We start from the raw sequence: 17,606 nt of genomic DNA on the forward strand, positions 1-17,606 counted from the left end.
TTCAGACCTTGCCGAAGGTCTGCGAGGGCCTGCGCAGGGTCGGGTCGAAGGGGTTCAGACGTGGGCCGATGGCAGCAGCTTCGCGCTTGAGCAGTTCGACCACGGTGGGTAGACGGTCGGGGCCAAGTCGATCGCTGATGGTGGCAACACTGAGGGCCGCCACCGCGTGGCCGTTGCGGTCGAGTATCGGCACCGCCAGGCCCGCCATGCCGGGCAGCACGCCGGTGTTGCGCGCGGCATAGCCGAGCTTGCGCACGCTGTCGACTTCCGAACGCAACAGCACCTCGTCGTACAGGTGCAGGTCCCTGAGCCGGGGCAGGTTGTAGTGGATCACGGTTTCGCGCTCGTCTTCGGGCAGGAACGCGAGGATCGCCAGGCTGCCTTGCCCTACCCCCAGCGCAACGCGGCCACCGATGTCGCCGGTGAAGGTGCGTATCGGGTAGGGCCCTTCGCTGCGGTCCAGGCAGATGGCATCGAAGCCACTGCGCGCCAGCAGGAACAGCGAGTCACCCAAAGACGCCGACAGCCGCAGCAGGCTGGGGCGCGCCAGTTCGCGCAGGTTGCTGCCATTGCCGGCGCGGGCGGCCAGGGCGAAGAACTCCAGGCTCAGCCGATAGCGCTTGCTGCGTACATCCTGCTCGACCATGCCCTCCTCTACCAGCCCGCGCAACAGGCGGTGCGTAGTGGGTTGCGACAGGCCGATGCGCTCGGCGAGCTGGATGACGCGCTCGCCCTCGGTGGGCGCTGCCGACAATCCACGCAATACGGCAAACAACCGGGAGACACCGCCTGTACCTGGTTCTGAATTCCGCTCAGTGGAATCGTCACTCATATTTTATTCATCCGATTTCATTGAAAGGATTAATCTGAAAATAACCATCCGCTCAGTGAAATAAGCGCTTTCGCCATCCTAGTCTTCGTCCTACTCTGCGTCCACGGGGCGAGACCAACAATAGCCGGCAGCCGACTCAGAACGAGCGCCACCCCATTGCAGGACCCCTTTCGCCTCTGCCCTCGATCAACGCACCGCACATGCGGCCGACAACGACAGGTGGAACGCAGCCATGGCCTTTCTCGAACTTCAAGCACTGTGCAAACGCTACGGACCCGTGCAGGCCGTGGTAGCGACCGACCTGAGCGTCAGCCAGGGCGAGTTCGTCTCGCTGCTCGGCCCTTCGGGTTGCGGCAAGACCACCACGCTGCAGATGATCGCCGGCTTCGTCGATGTCACCAGCGGCCGGATCGTGCTCGACGGCCGCGATATCACCCATGCCAAACCCAGCAGCCGTGGCCTTGGCGTGGTGTTCCAGAGCTACGCGCTGTTCCCGCACATGAGCGTGCGCGACAACGTGGCCTTCGGCCTGAAGATGCGCAAGGTTGGCAGCAGCGACATCCGCACTCGTGTCGACCAGGTGCTGGCGCTGGTGCGCCTGACCGTCCATGCCGACCGTTACCCACGCGAGCTGTCCGGGGGCCAGCGCCAGCGGGTGGCCCTGGCTCGGGCCTTGGTGATCCAGCCGCCGGTGCTGCTGCTCGACGAGCCATTGTCCAACCTCGACGCGAGCCTGCGCGAGGAAATGCAGTTCGAGATTCGCCGCATCCAGTGTGAAGTCGGCATCACCACCCTGATGGTGACCCACGACCAGGCCGAAGCCTTATCGATCAGCGACCGGGTGGTGGTGATGCAAGCCGGTCAGGTCACTCAGATCGACGAGCCCTACAAGCTCTACGAGCACCCGCGCACGCCGTTCATTTCCGGTTTCGTCGGCAAGGCCAACCTGCTGCCCGGCGAGTACGACGCGCTGGGCCAGCCCCAGGTCTTGGCACAGGCCGGGGAAGGCGAACTGATGTTGAGCCTGCGCCCGGAGAAGATCGATTTCTGCAACGCCGGTGATGGGCGCATCCAGGGCCGTATCGTGACCCGCTATTTTCTCGGCAGCCAGTGGCTGTACCGCTTGGAAACGGTGCTCGGCGAGATCACCGTGGTGCGTCGCAACGATGGCAGCGCACCGCTGGCCACCGGCGTCACTGTCGGCCTGGACTGGCCGGGCGAGCTGCTTCGCGTGCTCGCCAGCGAGGCCTGCGCATGAGCCGCGGATACCTGCTGTCGGCGCCGGCGCTGGCGCTGTTCGTCGGTCTGCTGATCGTCCCGCTGGGGCTGACCCTGGTGCTGTCGTTCAACCTGTTCGACTACGAAGTGGGGGTCAAGAGCGACAGCTACACGCTGGCCAACTACGCCGCCCTGCTCAGCGACGGCTATTTCTACGAGATTTTCTGGCGGACCTTCTGGATCAGCGCTCTGGTGACCCTGCTGTGCGTGGTGATCGGCGTGCCGGAGGCTTACATCCTCAGCCGCATGGGCACGCCGTGGCGCTCGATCTTCCTGATTCTGATCCTGACTCCGCTGCTGATTTCGGTGGTGGTGCGCGCCTTTGGCTGGAGCCTCTTGTTGGGCGCCGATGGCCTGATCAATCAGGCTATCGCAGCGCTGGGCGGGCGGCCGCTGAAAATGCTCTATACACCCTTCGCGGTGATTCTGGCGCTGGTGCATGTGATGTTGCCGTTCATGATCATCCCGGTCTGGACCTCGCTGCAGAAGCTCGACCCGGCTGCCGAGCAGGCGGCGCAATCGCTGGGCGCAAGCCAGGCCAAGGTGATGCGCATGGTGGTGCTGCCGCAGATCATGCCCGGCGTGCTGTCGGGCACGCTGATCGTCTTCGGTCTGGCGGCCAGCTCGTTCGCCATTCCCGGGCTGCTCGGCGGGCGCCGCTTGAAGATGGTCGCCACGGTGGTCTACGACCAGTACCTGTCGGAACTCAACTGGCCCATGGGCGCAACCATTGCCGTGGCGCTGTTGCTGGCCAATCTGCTGATCATGCTGTCCTGGAACCGCCTGGTCGAAGGTCGCTACAAGAAAGCCCTGGGGGAATGATCGATGTCCAAGAACGGTCCGTTGGCCCTGTCGTTTCATGCCTTGGTGGTGGTGTTCATGCTGGCCCCGCTGGTGGTGGTGTGCCTGGTGGCGTTCACTCCGGAGAACACCCTCACCCTGCCCACCTCCGGGTTTTCCCTGCGCTGGTTCCGCGCCGTGTTCGAGCGCGCCGATTTCATCGATGCGTTCTATAACAGCCTGATCCTGGCCGTGGTGGCTGCAACCCTGGCGACCCTGATCGCCGTGCCGGCGGCGCTGGCGATCACCCGCTATCACTTTCCGGGACGCGACTTTCTCAATGCGCTGTTTCTGTCGCCGATCATCATTCCGCACCTGGTGCTGGGCGTGGCGATGCTGCGCCTGTTCGCGCTGATGGGGGTCAATGGCAGCTTTGTCTGGCTGATGCTGGCCCATGTGGTGGTGATCACGCCTTATGTGCTGCGTCTGGTGATCGCCGCCGCCATCGGCATCGACCGCAGCGCCGAGCAGGCGGCGGAATCGCTGGGCGCCAGCCGTTTCACCCTGTTTCGCCAGATCACCCTGCCGATGATCCTGCCGGGGGTGGCCGGGGGCTGGCTGCTGGCGTTCATCAACAGCTTCGACGAGGTGACCCTGTCGATCTTCGTTACTTCGCCCGCCACCCAGACCCTGCCCGTGCGCATGTACGTGTACGCCACCGAGTCCATCGACCCGATGATGGCGGCGGTGTCGGCGCTGGTGATCGCCTTGACCGCGGCGACCATGATTCTGCTCGACCGGGTGTATGGCCTGGACCGCGTACTGGTGGGGAAAAACTGATGGCTTTGTTCAAGCGGCTGGCCGAACTCGATCGCGCGTCGGTACCCTTCACCCTCGATGGACAAGCGGTGACCGGTCTGGTCGGGGATACCCTGCTGGTCGCAGTACTGACCTGCGCCGAGCACCTGCGCGGCAGCGACTTCAGTGCCCAGGCCCGTGCCGGTTTCTGCCTGATGGGCGCCTGCCAGGATTGCTGGGTGCGCTTGGGCGACGGCCGCCGCGTGCGCGCCTGTGCCACGCCACTGGAAGCCGGCATGCAGGTCGACCGCGAACCGGGGCGGCGCTCGTGAACGCGGTGGTGATCGTCGGCGCCGGACCGGCCGGCATCCGTGCCGCGCAGACCCTGGCCGCCCATGGCCTGCGCCCGTGCCTGGTGGACGAAGCCTTGCAGGGCGGCGGCCAGGTCTATCGCCGGGCACCGGGCAACTTTCAACGTCCTGCCAGCCAGCTCTATGGCTTCGAAGCGCGCAAGGCAGGTGCGGTGCATCAGGCGCTGGACGCGCTGCGTGGGCAGATCGACTACCGACCCGACACATTGGTGTGGAACGCCGAGGATGGCTACCTGCACACGCTCAACCAGCAGCGCGTCGGCACCGTCAAGTATGACCGCCTGTTGATCGCCACCGGCGCTACCGACCGCATCCTGCCGGTGCCGGGTTGGACCTTGCCCGGTGCCTACAGCCTCGGCGCTGCGCAGATTGCCTTGAAGGCCCAGGGGTGCGCCATTGGCGAGCAGGTGGTGTTCGCCGGCAGTGGGCCGTTGCTGTACTTGGTGGCCTACCAATACGCCAAGGCCGGCGCGCGGGTGCTGGCGGTACTGGACAGCTCGCCGTTCGCTGCTCAGGTCGCAGCCCTGCCCCGGCTGCTGCGTCAGCCCTTGACCCTGGCCAAGGGTCTGTACTACCGCGCCTGGCTGACTGCCCATGGGATCGCCGTGCACCAGGGCGCGCATCTGGTCAGGGTCGACGGCGAGCGCAGGGTCGAAGCCGTCACCTGGCAGCAAGCCGGCAAACGACACACCCTGGCCTGTGACGGGTTGGCCTTCGCTCACGCGCTGCGCAGCGAAACGCAACTGGCCGACCTGCTCGGTTGTGCGTTTGCCTGGAGCCCGCTCAACCGGGCCTGGCTGCCGAGCCGCGACCAGGCCGGACGCAGCAGCGTGCCGGGGGTCTACCTGGCCGGTGATGGCGCTGGGATCATGGGCGCCGATGCGGCGGAAATGGCCGGCGAGCGCGCCGCCCTGGCCCTGCTCGAAGACCTGGGTGTGGCCATCGACGCCGGGCGTGGCGCGCACCTGCAAAGGCAACTGGCGCGCATCCAAGGGTTTCGTGCCGGCCTGGAAGACGCATTCCCGTTCCCCGAGGACTGGGCTCGCCAGGCGCCCGATGAACTGATGCTGTGCCGATGCGAGGAAGTCAGCGTCGGCGAGGTACGCGGGGTGGTCGCCCAGGGCCATACCGATATCAACCGAGTCAAAGCCCATTGCCGGGTCGGCATGGGCAGGTGCCAGGGGCGCATGTGTGGCAGCGCCACCGTGGAAATCATTGCCCAAGCCGCCGCGTGCTCGCCGCAGGACGTCGGCCGCCTGCGCGCGCAGGCGCCCATCAAGCCGCTGCCCTTCGGTGTGGAGGTGCAGCCTTGAGCCAGGTCTGCGAAACCGATGTGATCATCGTCGGCGGCGGAATCGTCGGTGCTTCGGCAGCCTTGATGCTGGCGCTGCGCGGTCAGCGGGTGGTATTGCTGGAGCGCGACTTCTGCGGCTCGCGGTCCAGCGGCGTGAACTACGGTGGCGTGCGCCGTCAGGGCCGTTCGCTGGTGCAATTGCCGCTGTCGCAGCGCGCCCATGAACTGTGGAGCGACCTGCCCGGGCTGATCGGCATCGACGGCGAGTACGTGCGTTCCGGTCATCTCAAGCTGGCCCGCAGCGACGCCGACATGGCCCGTCTGCAAGCCTGGGCCGACGCCGCCGCGGATTTCGATCTGGGGGTGGAGCTGCTCGATCGTGGTCAGTTGCGCCAGCGTTTTGCCTGGGTGGGCGACGTGGCCGTGGGTGCGTCGCTGTGCAGCGCCGATGGGCATGCCAACCCACGCCTGGTCTCGCCCGCCTTCGCGGCAGCGGCCAGGCGTGCCGGTGCACGGATCGTCGAGCAGGTGCAGCCGTTGGCCTTCGACCATGACGGCCAGGCGTTCGTGCTGGCCTGCAGCAACGGCGAACGGCTGCGCGCGCCCTGGCTGCTCAACTGTGCCGGGGCTTGGGCGAACCACATCGCCGAACAGTTCGGCGAGCAGGTACCGATGACCAGTGGCCACCCGGCAATGCTGGTGACCGAACCGCTGCCTGTGGTCATGGACGTCAGCACCGGGGTCGAGGGCGGTGGCATCTACGCGCGCCAGGTGGCACGGGGCAATTGCGTGCTCGGCGGCGGGCAGGGTTTCGCCGTGGACACGGTGCGGGCACGCCCCGGTCAACTGGCCACCCTGGATATCCTGCGCAACGCCGTCGAGTTGTACCCGTTCCTGCACGGCGCGCAGGCGATCCGTACCTGGAGCGGGACCGAAGGCTACCTGCCCGACCGCGAGCCGGTGATCGGCCACAGCCTGGCGCAGGCGGGCCTCATCCATGCATTCGGCTTTGCCGGAGCCGGTTTCCAGATCGGCCCGGCAGTCGGTGAAGCCTTGTCGCAACTGATCGTCGAGGGCAGCAGTCGAGCGCCGATCGACGCGTTTTCCATCCAACGCTTTTCTCCCCTTGAACTGCATAAAGGAAGGTCGCTTTCATGAAGCCAGTCAAACCTACGGTTCACGCACTCTCCCTCGCTGCACTGCTTGCAGCCACCGGCGCCCAGGCCGGGTCCACGCTCTACCTGGGCATGAACGGCGGCACCATGGAACGCCTGTACGCCGACAAGGTGCTGCCGGCGTTCGAGGAGGCCAATGATGTGAAGGTGGTTATCGTTCCGGGCACTTCTTCGGACATTCTCGCCAAGGTCCAGGCGAGCAAGGACAACCCGCAGATCCATGTGATGTTTCTCGACGACGGCATCATGTACCGCGCCATCTCCATGGGCCTGTGCGACACCCTGCAGGACAGCGACGGCCTGGCGGCCATCCCGGCCAAGGCGCGGATCAAGGATCAGGCGGCTGCGGTCAGCCTGGGGGTGACTGGGCTGGCCTACAACACGCGCCTGTTCAAGAAGAATGGCTGGGCCGCCCCCACCTCGTGGATGGACATGGCCGACAGCCGTTTCAAGGACAAACTGGTGTTCCAGTCACTCGCCTCCTCGACCTTCGGCCTGCATGGTTTCCTGATGTTCAACCGCTTGCAGGGTGGCAGCGAGACCGATGTCGAACCGGGGTTCAAGGCATGGCCCAAGACGGTAGGCCCGAATGTGCTGGAGTACATCGCCAGTTCGGCGAAGATCTCCGAGATGGTGCAGACCGACGAGGCCGCGTTGTTTCCGCTCACACCGACTCAGGTGACCGCCTTGAAACTGCGCGGTGTACCGGTTGAGTACGCGCAACCCAAGGAGGGCGCGGTGGTGCTCAACGTGGCGGAGTGCGTGATCGCCAAGAACGACCAGCCCGAGCTGGCCCAGAAGCTGGCGGCCTACCTGCTGAGCCCCGAGGCCCAGGCACCGGCACTGGAGGAAGGCGATCAGATACCGTCCAACCCCAATACCCCAACCACCGACAAGACCCGTGGGCAGGTGCAGGCGATGGAGAAATACCTGGAAACGGCAGTGGCCATCGACTGGGATCAGGTCAACCAGCTGCGCCCCGCTTGGAACGCCCGCTGGAGCCGCTCGATCGAGCGCTAGGCCATGCACCGAGTCGCCCGGTCCGCGGCCGATGACCGCTCCTACGCAAAATCCGTAGGAGCGGTCCGTGGCCGCGAAAGGCGCGACGCGGTCCAACTGGTACACCGCAGTGCCCGGTTCGCGGCCGATGACCGCTCTTACGCAAAATCCGTAGGAGCGGTCCGTGGCCGCGAAAGGCGCGACGCGGTCCAACTGGTACACCGCAGTGCCCGGTTCGCGGCCGATGACCGCTCTTACGGGGAATGTTGCTGTATCAGTCCGCCAGGCGCCAGGTGGTGCCGCCCTTGCCGTCTTCCAGCACAACGCCCAGCGCGGTGAGCTGGTCGCGGATGCGGTCGGATTCGGCCCAGTCCTTGCCGGCCCGCGCCGCCAGACGTGCGGCGATGAGCGCGTCCACGTGCGCCGCATCGACGCGACCGGCAGCGCCGGCCTGGAGGAATTCGTCGGAATCGAGCTGCAATACCCCGAGCAGGTCGCCCAGTTCGCGCAAACGACCGGCCAAGCCCGCAGCTGCGTCGACATCACTGTCACGCAAACGGTTGATCTCACGCACCAGATCGAACAACACGGCGCAGGCCTCCGGTGTGCCGAAGTCATCGTTCATGGCATTGGCAAAGCGCTCGACGAACAGCTCGCCCCCCGCTGCCGCCACTTTCGGCAAGCCCTTGAGCGCATGGTAGAACCGCTCCAGCGCGCCCTTGGCTTCCTTCAGGCTGTCTTCGGAATAGTTGATCGAACTGCGGTAGTGGCTGGAAACCAGCAGGTAGCGCACCACCTCGGGCTGATACTTCTCCAGCACATCGCGAATGGTGAAGAAGTTGTTCAGCGATTTGGACATCTTCTCGCCGTTGATGCGGATCATCCCGCAGTGCAACCAGGCGTTGGCGTACGGCTTGCCGGTGGCCGCCTCGCTCTGGGCGATCTCGTTCTCGTGGTGCGGGAATTCCAGGTCGTTGCCGCCACCATGAATATCGAAGGTGTCGCCCAGGCAGCAGGTCGACATCACCGAGCATTCGATGTGCCAGCCAGGACGGCCAGGGCCCCAGGGCGACTCCCAGCTCGGCTCGCCGGGCTTGACGCCCTTCCACAGGACGAAATCGAGGGGATCCTGCTTGGCCTCTTCCACTTCGATGCGCGCCCCGATGCGCAGGTCTTCGATCTTCTTGCGCGACAGCTTGCCGTAGCCTTGGAACTTGCCGACCCGGTAGTACACGTCGCCGTTGCCCGGCGCATAGGCATAGCCCTTGTCGATCAAGGTCTGGATCATCGCCAGCATGCCCGGGATGTGCTCGGTGGCGCGCGGCTCCTGATCCGGCTTGAGGATGTTCAGGCGCGCCTCGTCCTCGTGCATCGCATCGATCATGCGCGCGGTCAGGGCATCGAAGCTTTCGCCGTTGTCCCGAGCACGGTTGATGATCTTGTCGTCGATGTCGGTGATGTTGCGCACGTAGGTCAGCTCATAGCCGCTGTAGCGCAGCCAGCGCGTGACCAGATCGAACGCGACCATGCTGCGACCGTGGCCCAGGTGGCAGTAGTCGTACACGGTCATGCCGCACACGTACATGCGCACCTTGTTGCCATCCAGCGGCGTGAAGACCTCTTTGCTCTTGCTCAGCGTGTTGTAGATGTTCAGCACAACGATTCCTCAACTTGGCCTGGCGAGGCTCAGCCCCACGAGTCACGCAGGGTGACGGTACGGTTGAACACCGGACGACCCGGTTGCGTGTCGACCAGGTCGGCGCAGAAATAGCCTTCGCGTTCGAACTGGAAACGATCTTCCGGCGCCGCGTTGGCCAGCGACGGTTCGGCGCGGCAGCCACGCAGTACCTGCAGGGAGTCGGGATTGATGTTGTCGAGGAACGTCGCGCCGTCTTCGGCCTTCTCCGGGTTGGCCGAGCGGAACAGGCGATCGTACAGGCGTACTTCACACTCGACGCTGGCCGCGGCCGGAACCCAGTGGATCACGCCCTTGACCTTGCGCCCTTCCGGATTCTTGCCCAGGGTGTCCGGGTCGTACGAGCAACGCAGTTCGACGATGTTGCCGTCGGCATCCTTGATCGCTTCGTCGGCGCGAATCACGTAACTGCCACGCAGGCGCACTTCGCCGTTGGGTTCCAGGCGCTTGTAGCCCTTGGGCGGCTCTTCCATGAAGTCGTCGCGGTCGATGTACAGCTCGCGCTCGAACGGCAAGGCGCGCACGCCCATGTCTTCCTTGGGGTGGCGCGGCAGCTCGAGCTGCTCGACCTGGCCTTCGGGATAGTTGGTGATCACTACCTTGAGCGGGCGCAGCACGCACATGGCGCGCGGTGCGTTGCGGTCGAGGTCGTCACGGATGCTGAATTCGAGCATCGACATGTCGACCACGCCATCGGAACGGTTGGTGCCGATCATGTCGCAGAAGTTGCGGATCGACGCCGGGGTGTAGCCGCGACGGCGGAAACCGGAGAGGGTCGACATGCGCGGATCGTCCCAGCCCTGCACGTGCTGTTCGTCGACCAGCTGCTTGAGCTTGCGCTTGGAAGTCAGCGTGTAATTGAGGTTCAGGCGGCTGAACTCGTACTGACGCGGGTGCGCCGGCACCGACAGATGGTCGAGGAACCATTCGTACAGCGGACGATGCCCTTCGAATTCCAGGGTGCAGATGGAGTGCGTGATGCCTTCGATGGCGTCGGACTGACCGTGGGTGAAGTCGTAGTTGGGGTAGATGCACCACGCATCGCCGGTCTGGTGGTGATGGGCGTGGCGGATGCGGTAGAGAATCGGGTCGCGCAGGTTCATGTTCGGCGAGGCCATGTCGATCCGCGCACGCAGCACGCGCTCGCCGTCCTTGAACTCGCCAGCCTTCATGCGCGCGAACAGGTCGAGGTTTTCCTCGACGCTGCGCTCGCGGAACGGGCTGTTGCGGCCAGGCTCGGTCAGGTTGCCGCGGTACTCGCGCGCCTGCTCGGGGGTCAGGTCGCAGACGTAGGCGTCGCCCTGCTTGATCAGCTCCACGGCCCAATCGTGCAGCTGGTCGAAGTATTGCGAGGCGTAACGCTCTTCACCGGCCCACTCGAAGCCCAGCCACTTGATGTCGCGCTTGATGGCGTCGATGTATTCCTGATCTTCCTTGGCCGGATTGGTGTCGTCGAAACGCAGGTTGCAGACACCGCCGAATTCCTGCGCCAGGCCGAAGTTCACGCAGATCGACTTGGCATGGCCGATGTGCAGATAACCGTTGGGCTCCGGCGGGAAGCGGGTGACGATCTGGCTGTGCTTGCCGGCGTCCAGGTCGGCCTGGACGATCGGGCGCAGGAAGTTGGCGGGCACGGCAGGGCCATTGCCTTTGGAGTTGGGAGCGTTGTCGGCGGTGGGCTTGCTCATTGGAATCCTTGAACGAACGATGCGGCGGCAGCCAGGGTAGGCCGACCAAATCAAAGCGCTTATCATAGCCGAAGCGGTCAACCGGCTGACAGGCCAGCCCCGACAAACTATCGGGTAAATCCTGCAGCGCGGCAAAAAACAGCCTTTGAATAGGCATCGTCGCCTGTAAACTGGGCGCCGTCGCTAGCGAATTTCCACAGAACATTCTCCACAGAACAGAGAGAGACCCATGTCCAAAGTCAAACTGACCACCAACCACGGCGTTATCGTCCTGCAACTGAACGCCGAAAAGGCCCCGCTGACCGTGGCCAACTTCCTCGAGTACGTGCAGGCCGGCCACTACGAAAACACCGTGTTCCACCGCGTGATCGGCAACTTCATGATCCAGGGCGGCGGTTTCGAGCCTGGCATGAAAGAGAAGAAGGACAAGCGCCCGAGCATCCAGAACGAAGCCGACAATGGCTTGCCGAACAAGAAGTACTCGGTGGCCATGGCCCGCACCATGGAGCCGCATTCGGCTTCGGCGCAGTTCTTCATCAACGTGGGCGACAACAGCTTCCTCAACCACACCGCGAAAACCACCCAGGGTTGGGGCTACGCGGTGTTCGGTGAAGTGGTCGAAGGCCAGGACGTGGTCGACAAGATCAAAGGCGTGTCCACCACCTCCAAGGCCGGTCACCAGGACGTACCCGCTGAAGACGTGATCATCGAGAAAGCCGAGATCGCTGAGTGATACTGCTGATCTCCGATCTGCACTTGCAGGAAGAACGCCCGGACATTACCCGGGCGTTTCTGGATTTCCTCGGCGGGCGTGCGCGCTCAGCCGAGGCGCTGTACATTCTGGGCGACTTCTTCGAAGCCTGGATCGGCGACGACGCCATGACCCCTTTCCAATCGTCCATCTGCGCAGCGCTGCGTGCGCTCAGCGACGGTGGCACGAAGATTTTCCTGATGCACGGCAACCGTGATTTCCTGATCGGCTCGAGCTTCTGCAGGAAGGCCGGCTGCACCCTGCTGGCCGATCCGAGCCTGGTGCGCTTGAACGGCGAGCCGGTGCTGTTGATGCACGGCGACAGCCTGTGCACGCGCGACGAGGGCTACATGCGCCTGCGCCGCGTGCTGCGCAACCCGCTGACCCTGTTCGTCCTGCGCAACCTGCCGCTGGGCACGCGCCACAAGCTTGCCCGCAAGCTGCGCAGTGAAAGCCGGGCGCAGACCCAGATGAAAGCCCATGACATCGTCGATGTCACCCCTGAAGAGGTGCCGCGGGTGATGCGCCAACACGGTGTGGCCATCCTGATTCACGGGCATACCCATCGTCCGGCAGTGCATGAGCTGCAGATCGGTGATCTGCCGGCACAGCGTATCGTGCTGGGGGACTGGGATCGTCAAGGGTGGGTGCTGCAGGTGGATGACCGGGGCTTCAACCTGGCGCCGTTCGATTTCCCGGCGCCGGCGGTCTGATACACCGCACTGCCTGTTCGCGGCCACTGACCGCTCCTACAGGTAGATCGCGGTGCCTCCGTAGGAGCGGTCAGTGGCCGCGAACAGGCGCCACGGTTTTCAATGCCCACCACCGGCAGCCGGCCCGGCCTTGGCGGTGAACGGTGGCTTGGCCAGCCAGACCAACAGCACCAGCCCGGCGAAGATCCATCCCATCAGGGTGAAATAGTCCACCGTACTCAACATGTAGGCCTGGCTGTTGACCATCTGCTCCATCCGCGCATACGCCTGAGGCGTGTTGCCGCCCATCTGCTCCAACGCATGGCGGGTCACCGGATCGTAGGTGCTGATGCTCTCGGTCAGGTAGGCATGATGCTGATCGGCGCGGCGAATCCAGATCCAGGTCGTCAACGATGCGGCGAAACTGCCCCCCAGCGTACGCAGGAACGTCGCCAGGCCCGACCCGTCGGCAATCTGCTGCGGTGGCAGGTCCGACAGCAGAATGCTCAAGGTGGGCATGAAGAACAGCGCCACGCCGGCGCCCATGAACAGCTGCACCAGTGCCACATGCTGGAAGTCCACCTGGCTGTTGAACCCGGCACGCATGAAGCAACTGGTACCGATAGCCACGAACGCGAGGCCCGCGAGCAGACGCAAATCGAACTTGTGTGCGTACTTGCCGACAAAGGGCGACATCAGCACCGGCAGGATACCGATAGGTGCCACCGCCAGGCCCGCCCAGGTGGCGGTGTAGCCCATCTGGGTCTGCAGCCACTGCGGCAGGATCAGGTTGATGCCGAAAAACCCGGCATAGCCGAACACCAGCACCAAGGTACCGATGCGGAAGTTGCGGAACGCGAACAGTCGCAGGTTCACCACTGGATGCTCATCGGTCAGCTCCCAGATGACGAACGCCGTCAAGGCTACGGCCGATATGACCGAGCCGACGATGATGAACCCGGACTCGAACCAGTCCAGATCGTTACCCTTGTCCAGCACCACCTGCAATGCACCGACGCCGATGATCAACGTGATCAGGCCGACATAGTCCATGGGCTGCCTGCTCAGGTGCACCGGCCGCTTGGCCATCTGCTGACGCACCACAGCACAGGCGAACAAGCCGATGGGAATATTGATGAAGAAGATCCACGGCCAGCTGTAGCTGTCGGTGATCCAGCCACCCAGGATCGGCCCGGCGATCGGCGCCACCACCGTTACCATCGCCAACAGCGCCAGGGCCATGCCGCGCTTGGCCGGTGGATACACGGCGATCAGCAGGGTTTGCGTCATCGGGTACAACGGCCCTGCCACCAGCCCCTGCACCACGCGAAAGCCGACCAGCTCGGGCATCGAGGTGGAAATACCGCACAGGAACGAGGCCAGCACGAACAGCATCGTGGCCCAGAGAAACAGCTTCACTTCACCGAAGCGTCGACTCAGCCAGCCGGTCAGTGGCAAGGCGATGGCGTTGCTCACCGCAAACGAAGTGATGACCCAGGTGCCCTGCTCGGAGCTGACCCCCAGGTTGCCGGAAATGGTCGGCAGAGCGACGTTGGCGATGGTGGTGTCGAGCACCTGCATGAAGGTCGCCAGCGACAGGCCGATGGTGCAGAGCAACAGGCTTGGCGGCGTGAACGAGGCTTTGGAATCCATGATCCACCCTTTGCAATGCGATGCCGCGCCCGCCCTTCAGGGCCCGGCGCAGGCGAATCAGCGCGTGGCCGTGGTACCGGGCGCTGCGCTGTTGTCGTGGATCAACTGGGCGATCATGGCGTCCGCCTCACCCAACTGCTTGTCGTAGACATTGGTGGTGAAGGACGCCTGCTGCGGGGGTTGCTGGGCCAATACCGGCCCGCTCTGGTCGTGCAGGTTCACATCGACCACCGTCGACAGGCCGATGCGCAGCGGGTGCTCGCGCAACTGCGCGGGGTTGATGTGCACCCGCACCGGCACCCGTTGCACGATCTTGATCCAGTTGCCCGTAGCGTTCTGCGCCGGCAGCAGGGCGAACGCACTGCCGGTACCGGCGCCCAGGCTGTCGATGGTGCCGCTGTACTTCACCTCGTCGCCGTACAGGTCACTGGTGATGTCCACCGGCTGGCCGATGCGCATGTGGCGCAGCTGGGTTTCCTTGAAGTTGGCGTCGATCCACAGCTGGTCGAGCGGGATCACCGCCATGGTCGCGGTGCCCGGCTCGATGCGCTGCCCCAATTGCACGGTGCGCTTGGCCACATAGCCGGTCACCGGGGCGATCAAGGTGGTGCGGGCATGGGCCAGATAGGCCTGGCGCAACTGCGCTGCCGCGGCACGTACGTCGGGATGATTGGACACCTGCGTGGCATCCACCAGCGCGGTCGAAGTTGCCAGTTGCTGCTGGGTGTTGCTCAAGGCGCTTTGCGCGGAAATCAGATCGTCATGGGCGTGGGACAGCTCTTCCTGCGAGATCGCCCCGTCGGACGCCAGGTTCTTGCGTCGGCCATAGTTGTCCTGCGCACGTTGCACTTCTGCCTTGCGTGCAGCGACCTGGGCTTTCATGCCGTCGACGTTGCTGTACAAGCCACGCACCTGGCGTACCGCCTTGGCCAGGTTGGCCTGGGCATTCTGCAGGTCGATCTGCGAATCGTTCGGGTCGAACTGCACCAGCGACTGGCCCTCGTGGACCAGGTCGCCGTCGTCGGCGCCGATGCTGATCACCGTGCCCGTGGTCAACGGGGTGATTTCCACCACGTTGCCATTCACGTAGGCATCATCGGTGCTTTCGCTCCAGCGCCCGTACAGCGTGTACCAGGCCCAGACGCCCAGACCGCCGAGCACCACCAGGGCGAGCAGGATGAACAGCCAGAGCTTGCGCTTGCGACGGTTGCCCGGCGCCTTGTCGTCGGCCGACGGCGCTGCGGGCGGTTGCTGGGTAGCATTGGAATCAGTGGCAGTGGCATTGGCCATGGCAGTTCACCTGAAAGGGTTCGGTCGGTGTTGCATCGAGCAGGTCAGTCCGGGGTCTCACGGCGGCGGGTTCACCCAGCGGCGGTACCCAGCGCCAACAGGGGGTCCCCGGAAGCCTGCAGCAGCTTCGTGAGAATCCGTTCCAATTCGACGATTTCTTCGCGTTCGAGCATGCCCACCAGCTCGTTCATGGCATTGGCACCGATGACCGGCAAGCGTGCCGCCAGTGCCTGCCCCTCTTCGGTCAGCACCAGCTGCACCTGGCGTCGATCGGCGGCGCTGCGCTGGCGCCTGATCAGCTGCTTGTGTTCCAGGCGGTCGAGCATGCGTGTCATCGAACCGCTGTCCAGCGACAGGTAGCGGGACATTTCCGCCGGTGTGTCGATACCGAACCGCGCATTGATGATCAGCACCTTGAATTGCGCCGCGGTCACCCCGTAAGGCACCAGGTGCGCGTCCAGCAAACGGTCCTTCAACGCCGATCCACGGCCCAGCAGCAGGCCCAGATTGCAGGTATGGAAGGTCTCGGGAGTGTAGTGATTCATGGGCTGGCAAGCTGTCCCGACAGTGTGAACACATCTTCGAAACATAATGTTACTGCTTAGGCAGACAATGTCAAGGCAATGGTTAGCTTGCTAACAGATAGATCTGTCGGTCGCTTTCACCGGAAAAATTCACCCGATCCAGATCGTGGCTGGTCAAAGCACGTAACGCTTGGGGCATAATGCTGGCGTTTCACCCGTAGTGGGGGTCTTCATTTCCTTATATGGCCCTCGTTTTCGTCACCCCTCGCCTGCAGGGTTTTCACGCACATGATCAAATCTCTTCGTCCAATACTGCTCGCCGGCCTGATGTTGCCACTGGCATTTCCCATCGCTGCCGCCCCCCTGAACACCACCCTGCCGCCCAAGGTTCAGCAAGCCATCAAGGCCAGCAAGCTGCAGAACGATGCACTGTCACTGGTCATGCTGCCGCTCAACGGCCCCGGCAGCCCGACCGTGTTCAACGCCGACGTGTCAGTCAACCCGGCCTCGACCATGAAGCTGGTCACCACCTATGCAGCACTCGAGTTGCTGGGGCCGACCTACCAGTGGAAGACCGAATTCTTTACCGACGGCACCCTGAGCAACGGCGTGCTCAACGGCAACCTCTACCTCAAGGGCGGCGGCGACCCCAAGCTGAACATGGAAAAGCTCTGGCTGCTCATGCGCGACCTGCGCGCCAACGGCGTGCGCCAGGTGACGGGTGACCTGGTGCTGGACCGCAGCCATTTCGTGCAGCCGCAACTGCCAGCGTTCAACGACGACGGCGGCGACGAAAACGCACCGTTCCTGGTGCGTCCGGATTCGCTGCTGGTCAACCTCAAGGCGCTGCGCTTCGTCACCCGCAACGACACCGGCAAGGTGCTGGTGTCGGTTGAACCGCCGATCGCGACCATCCGCATCGACAACCAGGTCAAGGCCCTGCCCGGCACCAAGTGCACGGGCGACGTGCGCTACAACCCGATCACCCAGGCCGACGGCATGACCGTGGTGGTCAGCGGCCAGTTGGCCGAGGGCTGCAGTTCGCAAACCTACCTGTCGCTGCTCGACCACCAGAGCTATGCAGCCGGCGCGGTGCGGGCCATCTGGAACGAACTGGGCGGCAGCATCCAGGGCGGCGACCGTCTAGGGGCCGTGCCGAAGAGCGCGCGAGTACTGGCGCGGGCGTTTTCGCCGGATCTGGTGGAAATCATTCGCGACATCAACAAGTACAGCAACAACACCATGGCTCAGCAGCTGTTCCTCAGCTTGGGCGAGCGCTATCGCAACGAGGCCGACGGCGACGATGCCAAGGCCGCACAGCGGGTGATTCGTGGGTGGCTGGCGAAAAAGGGCATCACCGCATCGCATCTGGTGATGGAGAACGGCTCGGGGCTGTCGCGTGACGAGCGCGTCAGCGCGCGGGAGATGGCCACCTTGCTGCAGGCGGCCTGGAAAAGTCCGTACGCTGCCGAGTTCATGGCGTCGATGCCGATCGTCGGCATGGACGGCACCATGCGCAAGCGCCTCAAGCGCACGGCCCTGCAAGGTGAAGGCCACATCAAGACCGGCACCCTGAACACCGTTCGCGCCATCGCCGGCTACAGCCGCGACAGCAATGGCAACACCTGGGCGGTGGTCGCCATTCTCAACGACCCACGCCCGTGGGGCGCCTCGTCGGTGCTGGATCAGGTACTGCTGGATCTGTATTCGCAGCCAAAAGCCGCGTCTACTTCGCCCAACATCCAGTAATCCACCCAAACCCTCTGGAAGGGAGGCGCGCTGCTT

At 64.2% G+C, this 17,606-nt stretch carries 16 protein-coding genes; 10 read left to right on the forward strand and 6 right to left on the reverse strand.

What is annotated here, in order from left to right; genetic code table 11:
- Window position 1: 1 nt before the first annotated feature.
- Window positions 2-832 carry an IclR family transcriptional regulator gene (locus tag IFT80_RS17385; RefSeq protein ID WP_192137953.1) on the reverse strand — a complete coding sequence of 277 codons (831 nt, stop codon included), beginning with the start codon at window positions 830-832 and terminating at the stop codon, window positions 2-4.
- Between the two features lie 232 nt (window positions 833-1,064).
- On the opposite strand from IFT80_RS17385, the gene IFT80_RS17390 reads away from it, so the two are divergent.
- From IFT80_RS17390 to IFT80_RS17420, 7 genes are read left to right on the forward strand one after another with little or no spacing between them, the layout of a single operon-like run.
- Window positions 1,065-2,090, forward strand: coding sequence for an ABC transporter ATP-binding protein (locus IFT80_RS17390; protein WP_192137954.1), 1,026 nt, complete (start codon window positions 1,065-1,067; stop codon window positions 2,088-2,090).
- Window positions 2,087-2,932 carry an ABC transporter permease gene (locus IFT80_RS17395; RefSeq protein WP_122713762.1) on the forward strand — a complete coding sequence of 282 codons (846 nt, stop codon included), beginning with the start codon at window positions 2,087-2,089 and terminating at the stop codon, window positions 2,930-2,932. The genes IFT80_RS17390 and IFT80_RS17395 overlap by 4 nt, the downstream gene beginning before the upstream one ends.
- A 3-nt stretch (window positions 2,933-2,935) precedes the next feature.
- Complete coding sequence (locus IFT80_RS17400; RefSeq protein ID WP_122476031.1) at window positions 2,936-3,730, forward strand: ABC transporter permease; 795 nt, start codon at window positions 2,936-2,938, stop codon at window positions 3,728-3,730.
- Window positions 3,730-4,020 (forward strand): (2Fe-2S)-binding protein, encoded by a 291-nt coding sequence (locus IFT80_RS17405; RefSeq protein ID WP_192137955.1) that lies wholly within the window; start codon window positions 3,730-3,732, stop codon window positions 4,018-4,020. Before IFT80_RS17400 ends, IFT80_RS17405 begins: the two co-directional genes overlap by 1 nt.
- The gene (locus tag IFT80_RS17410) at window positions 4,017-5,372 is read left to right on the forward strand and encodes an FAD-dependent oxidoreductase (protein WP_192137956.1); all 1,356 of its coding nucleotides are present in this window, start codon (window positions 4,017-4,019) and stop codon (window positions 5,370-5,372) included. The genes IFT80_RS17405 and IFT80_RS17410 overlap by 4 nt, the downstream gene beginning before the upstream one ends.
- Complete coding sequence (locus tag IFT80_RS17415; protein WP_192102332.1) at window positions 5,369-6,511, forward strand: NAD(P)/FAD-dependent oxidoreductase; 1,143 nt, start codon at window positions 5,369-5,371, stop codon at window positions 6,509-6,511. The genes IFT80_RS17410 and IFT80_RS17415 overlap by 4 nt, the downstream gene beginning before the upstream one ends.
- A complete protein-coding gene (locus tag IFT80_RS17420; protein WP_192137957.1) occupies window positions 6,508-7,548 on the forward strand; it encodes an ABC transporter substrate-binding protein in 1,041 nt (346 codons plus the stop codon). Before IFT80_RS17415 ends, IFT80_RS17420 begins: the two co-directional genes overlap by 4 nt.
- Before the next feature lie 253 nt (window positions 7,549-7,801).
- On the opposite strand, the gene cysS is transcribed toward IFT80_RS17420, so the two are convergent.
- A complete protein-coding gene (gene cysS / locus IFT80_RS17425; RefSeq protein ID WP_192137958.1) occupies window positions 7,802-9,184 on the reverse strand; it encodes a cysteine--tRNA ligase in 1,383 nt (460 codons plus the stop codon).
- 29 nt (window positions 9,185-9,213) lie between these two features.
- Window positions 9,214-10,911: a glutamine--tRNA ligase/YqeY domain fusion protein gene (locus tag IFT80_RS17430; RefSeq protein ID WP_122713769.1), complete on the reverse strand. Its 1,698-nt coding sequence runs from the start codon at window positions 10,909-10,911 to the stop codon at window positions 9,214-9,216.
- A 229-nt stretch (window positions 10,912-11,140) separates the two neighbouring features.
- On the opposite strand from IFT80_RS17430, the gene IFT80_RS17435 reads away from it, so the two are divergent.
- Together IFT80_RS17435 and lpxH are read left to right on the forward strand one after the other, a co-directional pair.
- Window positions 11,141-11,644, forward strand: a complete 504-nt coding sequence (locus IFT80_RS17435) for a peptidylprolyl isomerase (RefSeq protein ID WP_122476043.1) — start codon at window positions 11,141-11,143, stop codon at window positions 11,642-11,644.
- Window positions 11,641-12,375 (forward strand): UDP-2,3-diacylglucosamine diphosphatase, encoded by a 735-nt coding sequence (lpxH, locus tag IFT80_RS17440; RefSeq protein ID WP_192102336.1) that lies wholly within the window; start codon window positions 11,641-11,643, stop codon window positions 12,373-12,375. Before IFT80_RS17435 ends, lpxH begins: the two co-directional genes overlap by 4 nt.
- 99 nt (window positions 12,376-12,474) lie before the next feature.
- Here lpxH and IFT80_RS17445 read toward each other — a convergent pair whose 3' ends face one another.
- From IFT80_RS17445 to IFT80_RS17455, 3 genes are all read right to left on the reverse strand, one after another.
- Window positions 12,475-14,007: a DHA2 family efflux MFS transporter permease subunit gene (locus IFT80_RS17445; RefSeq protein WP_192102337.1), complete on the reverse strand. Its 1,533-nt coding sequence runs from the start codon at window positions 14,005-14,007 to the stop codon at window positions 12,475-12,477.
- Window positions 14,008-14,064: 57 nt separating this feature from the next.
- The gene (locus IFT80_RS17450; RefSeq protein ID WP_192137959.1) at window positions 14,065-15,297 is read right to left on the reverse strand and encodes an HlyD family secretion protein; all 1,233 of its coding nucleotides are present in this window, start codon (window positions 15,295-15,297) and stop codon (window positions 14,065-14,067) included.
- A 71-nt stretch (window positions 15,298-15,368) separates the two neighbouring features.
- Entirely contained in the window at window positions 15,369-15,842 is a 474-nt protein-coding gene (locus tag IFT80_RS17455; protein WP_192053161.1) for a MarR family winged helix-turn-helix transcriptional regulator, read from the reverse strand.
- A gap of 267 nt (window positions 15,843-16,109) precedes the next feature.
- On the opposite strand from IFT80_RS17455, the gene dacB reads away from it, so the two are divergent.
- A complete protein-coding gene (gene dacB, locus IFT80_RS17460) occupies window positions 16,110-17,570 on the forward strand; it encodes a D-alanyl-D-alanine carboxypeptidase/D-alanyl-D-alanine endopeptidase (protein WP_192137960.1) in 1,461 nt (486 codons plus the stop codon).
- Window positions 17,571-17,606 lie beyond the last annotated feature (36 nt).

Origin of the sequence: Pseudomonas sp. CFBP 8771 (assembly GCF_014841695.1) — a bacterium.
GTDB classification, from domain to species: domain Bacteria; phylum Pseudomonadota; class Gammaproteobacteria; order Pseudomonadales; family Pseudomonadaceae; genus Aquipseudomonas; species Aquipseudomonas baltica.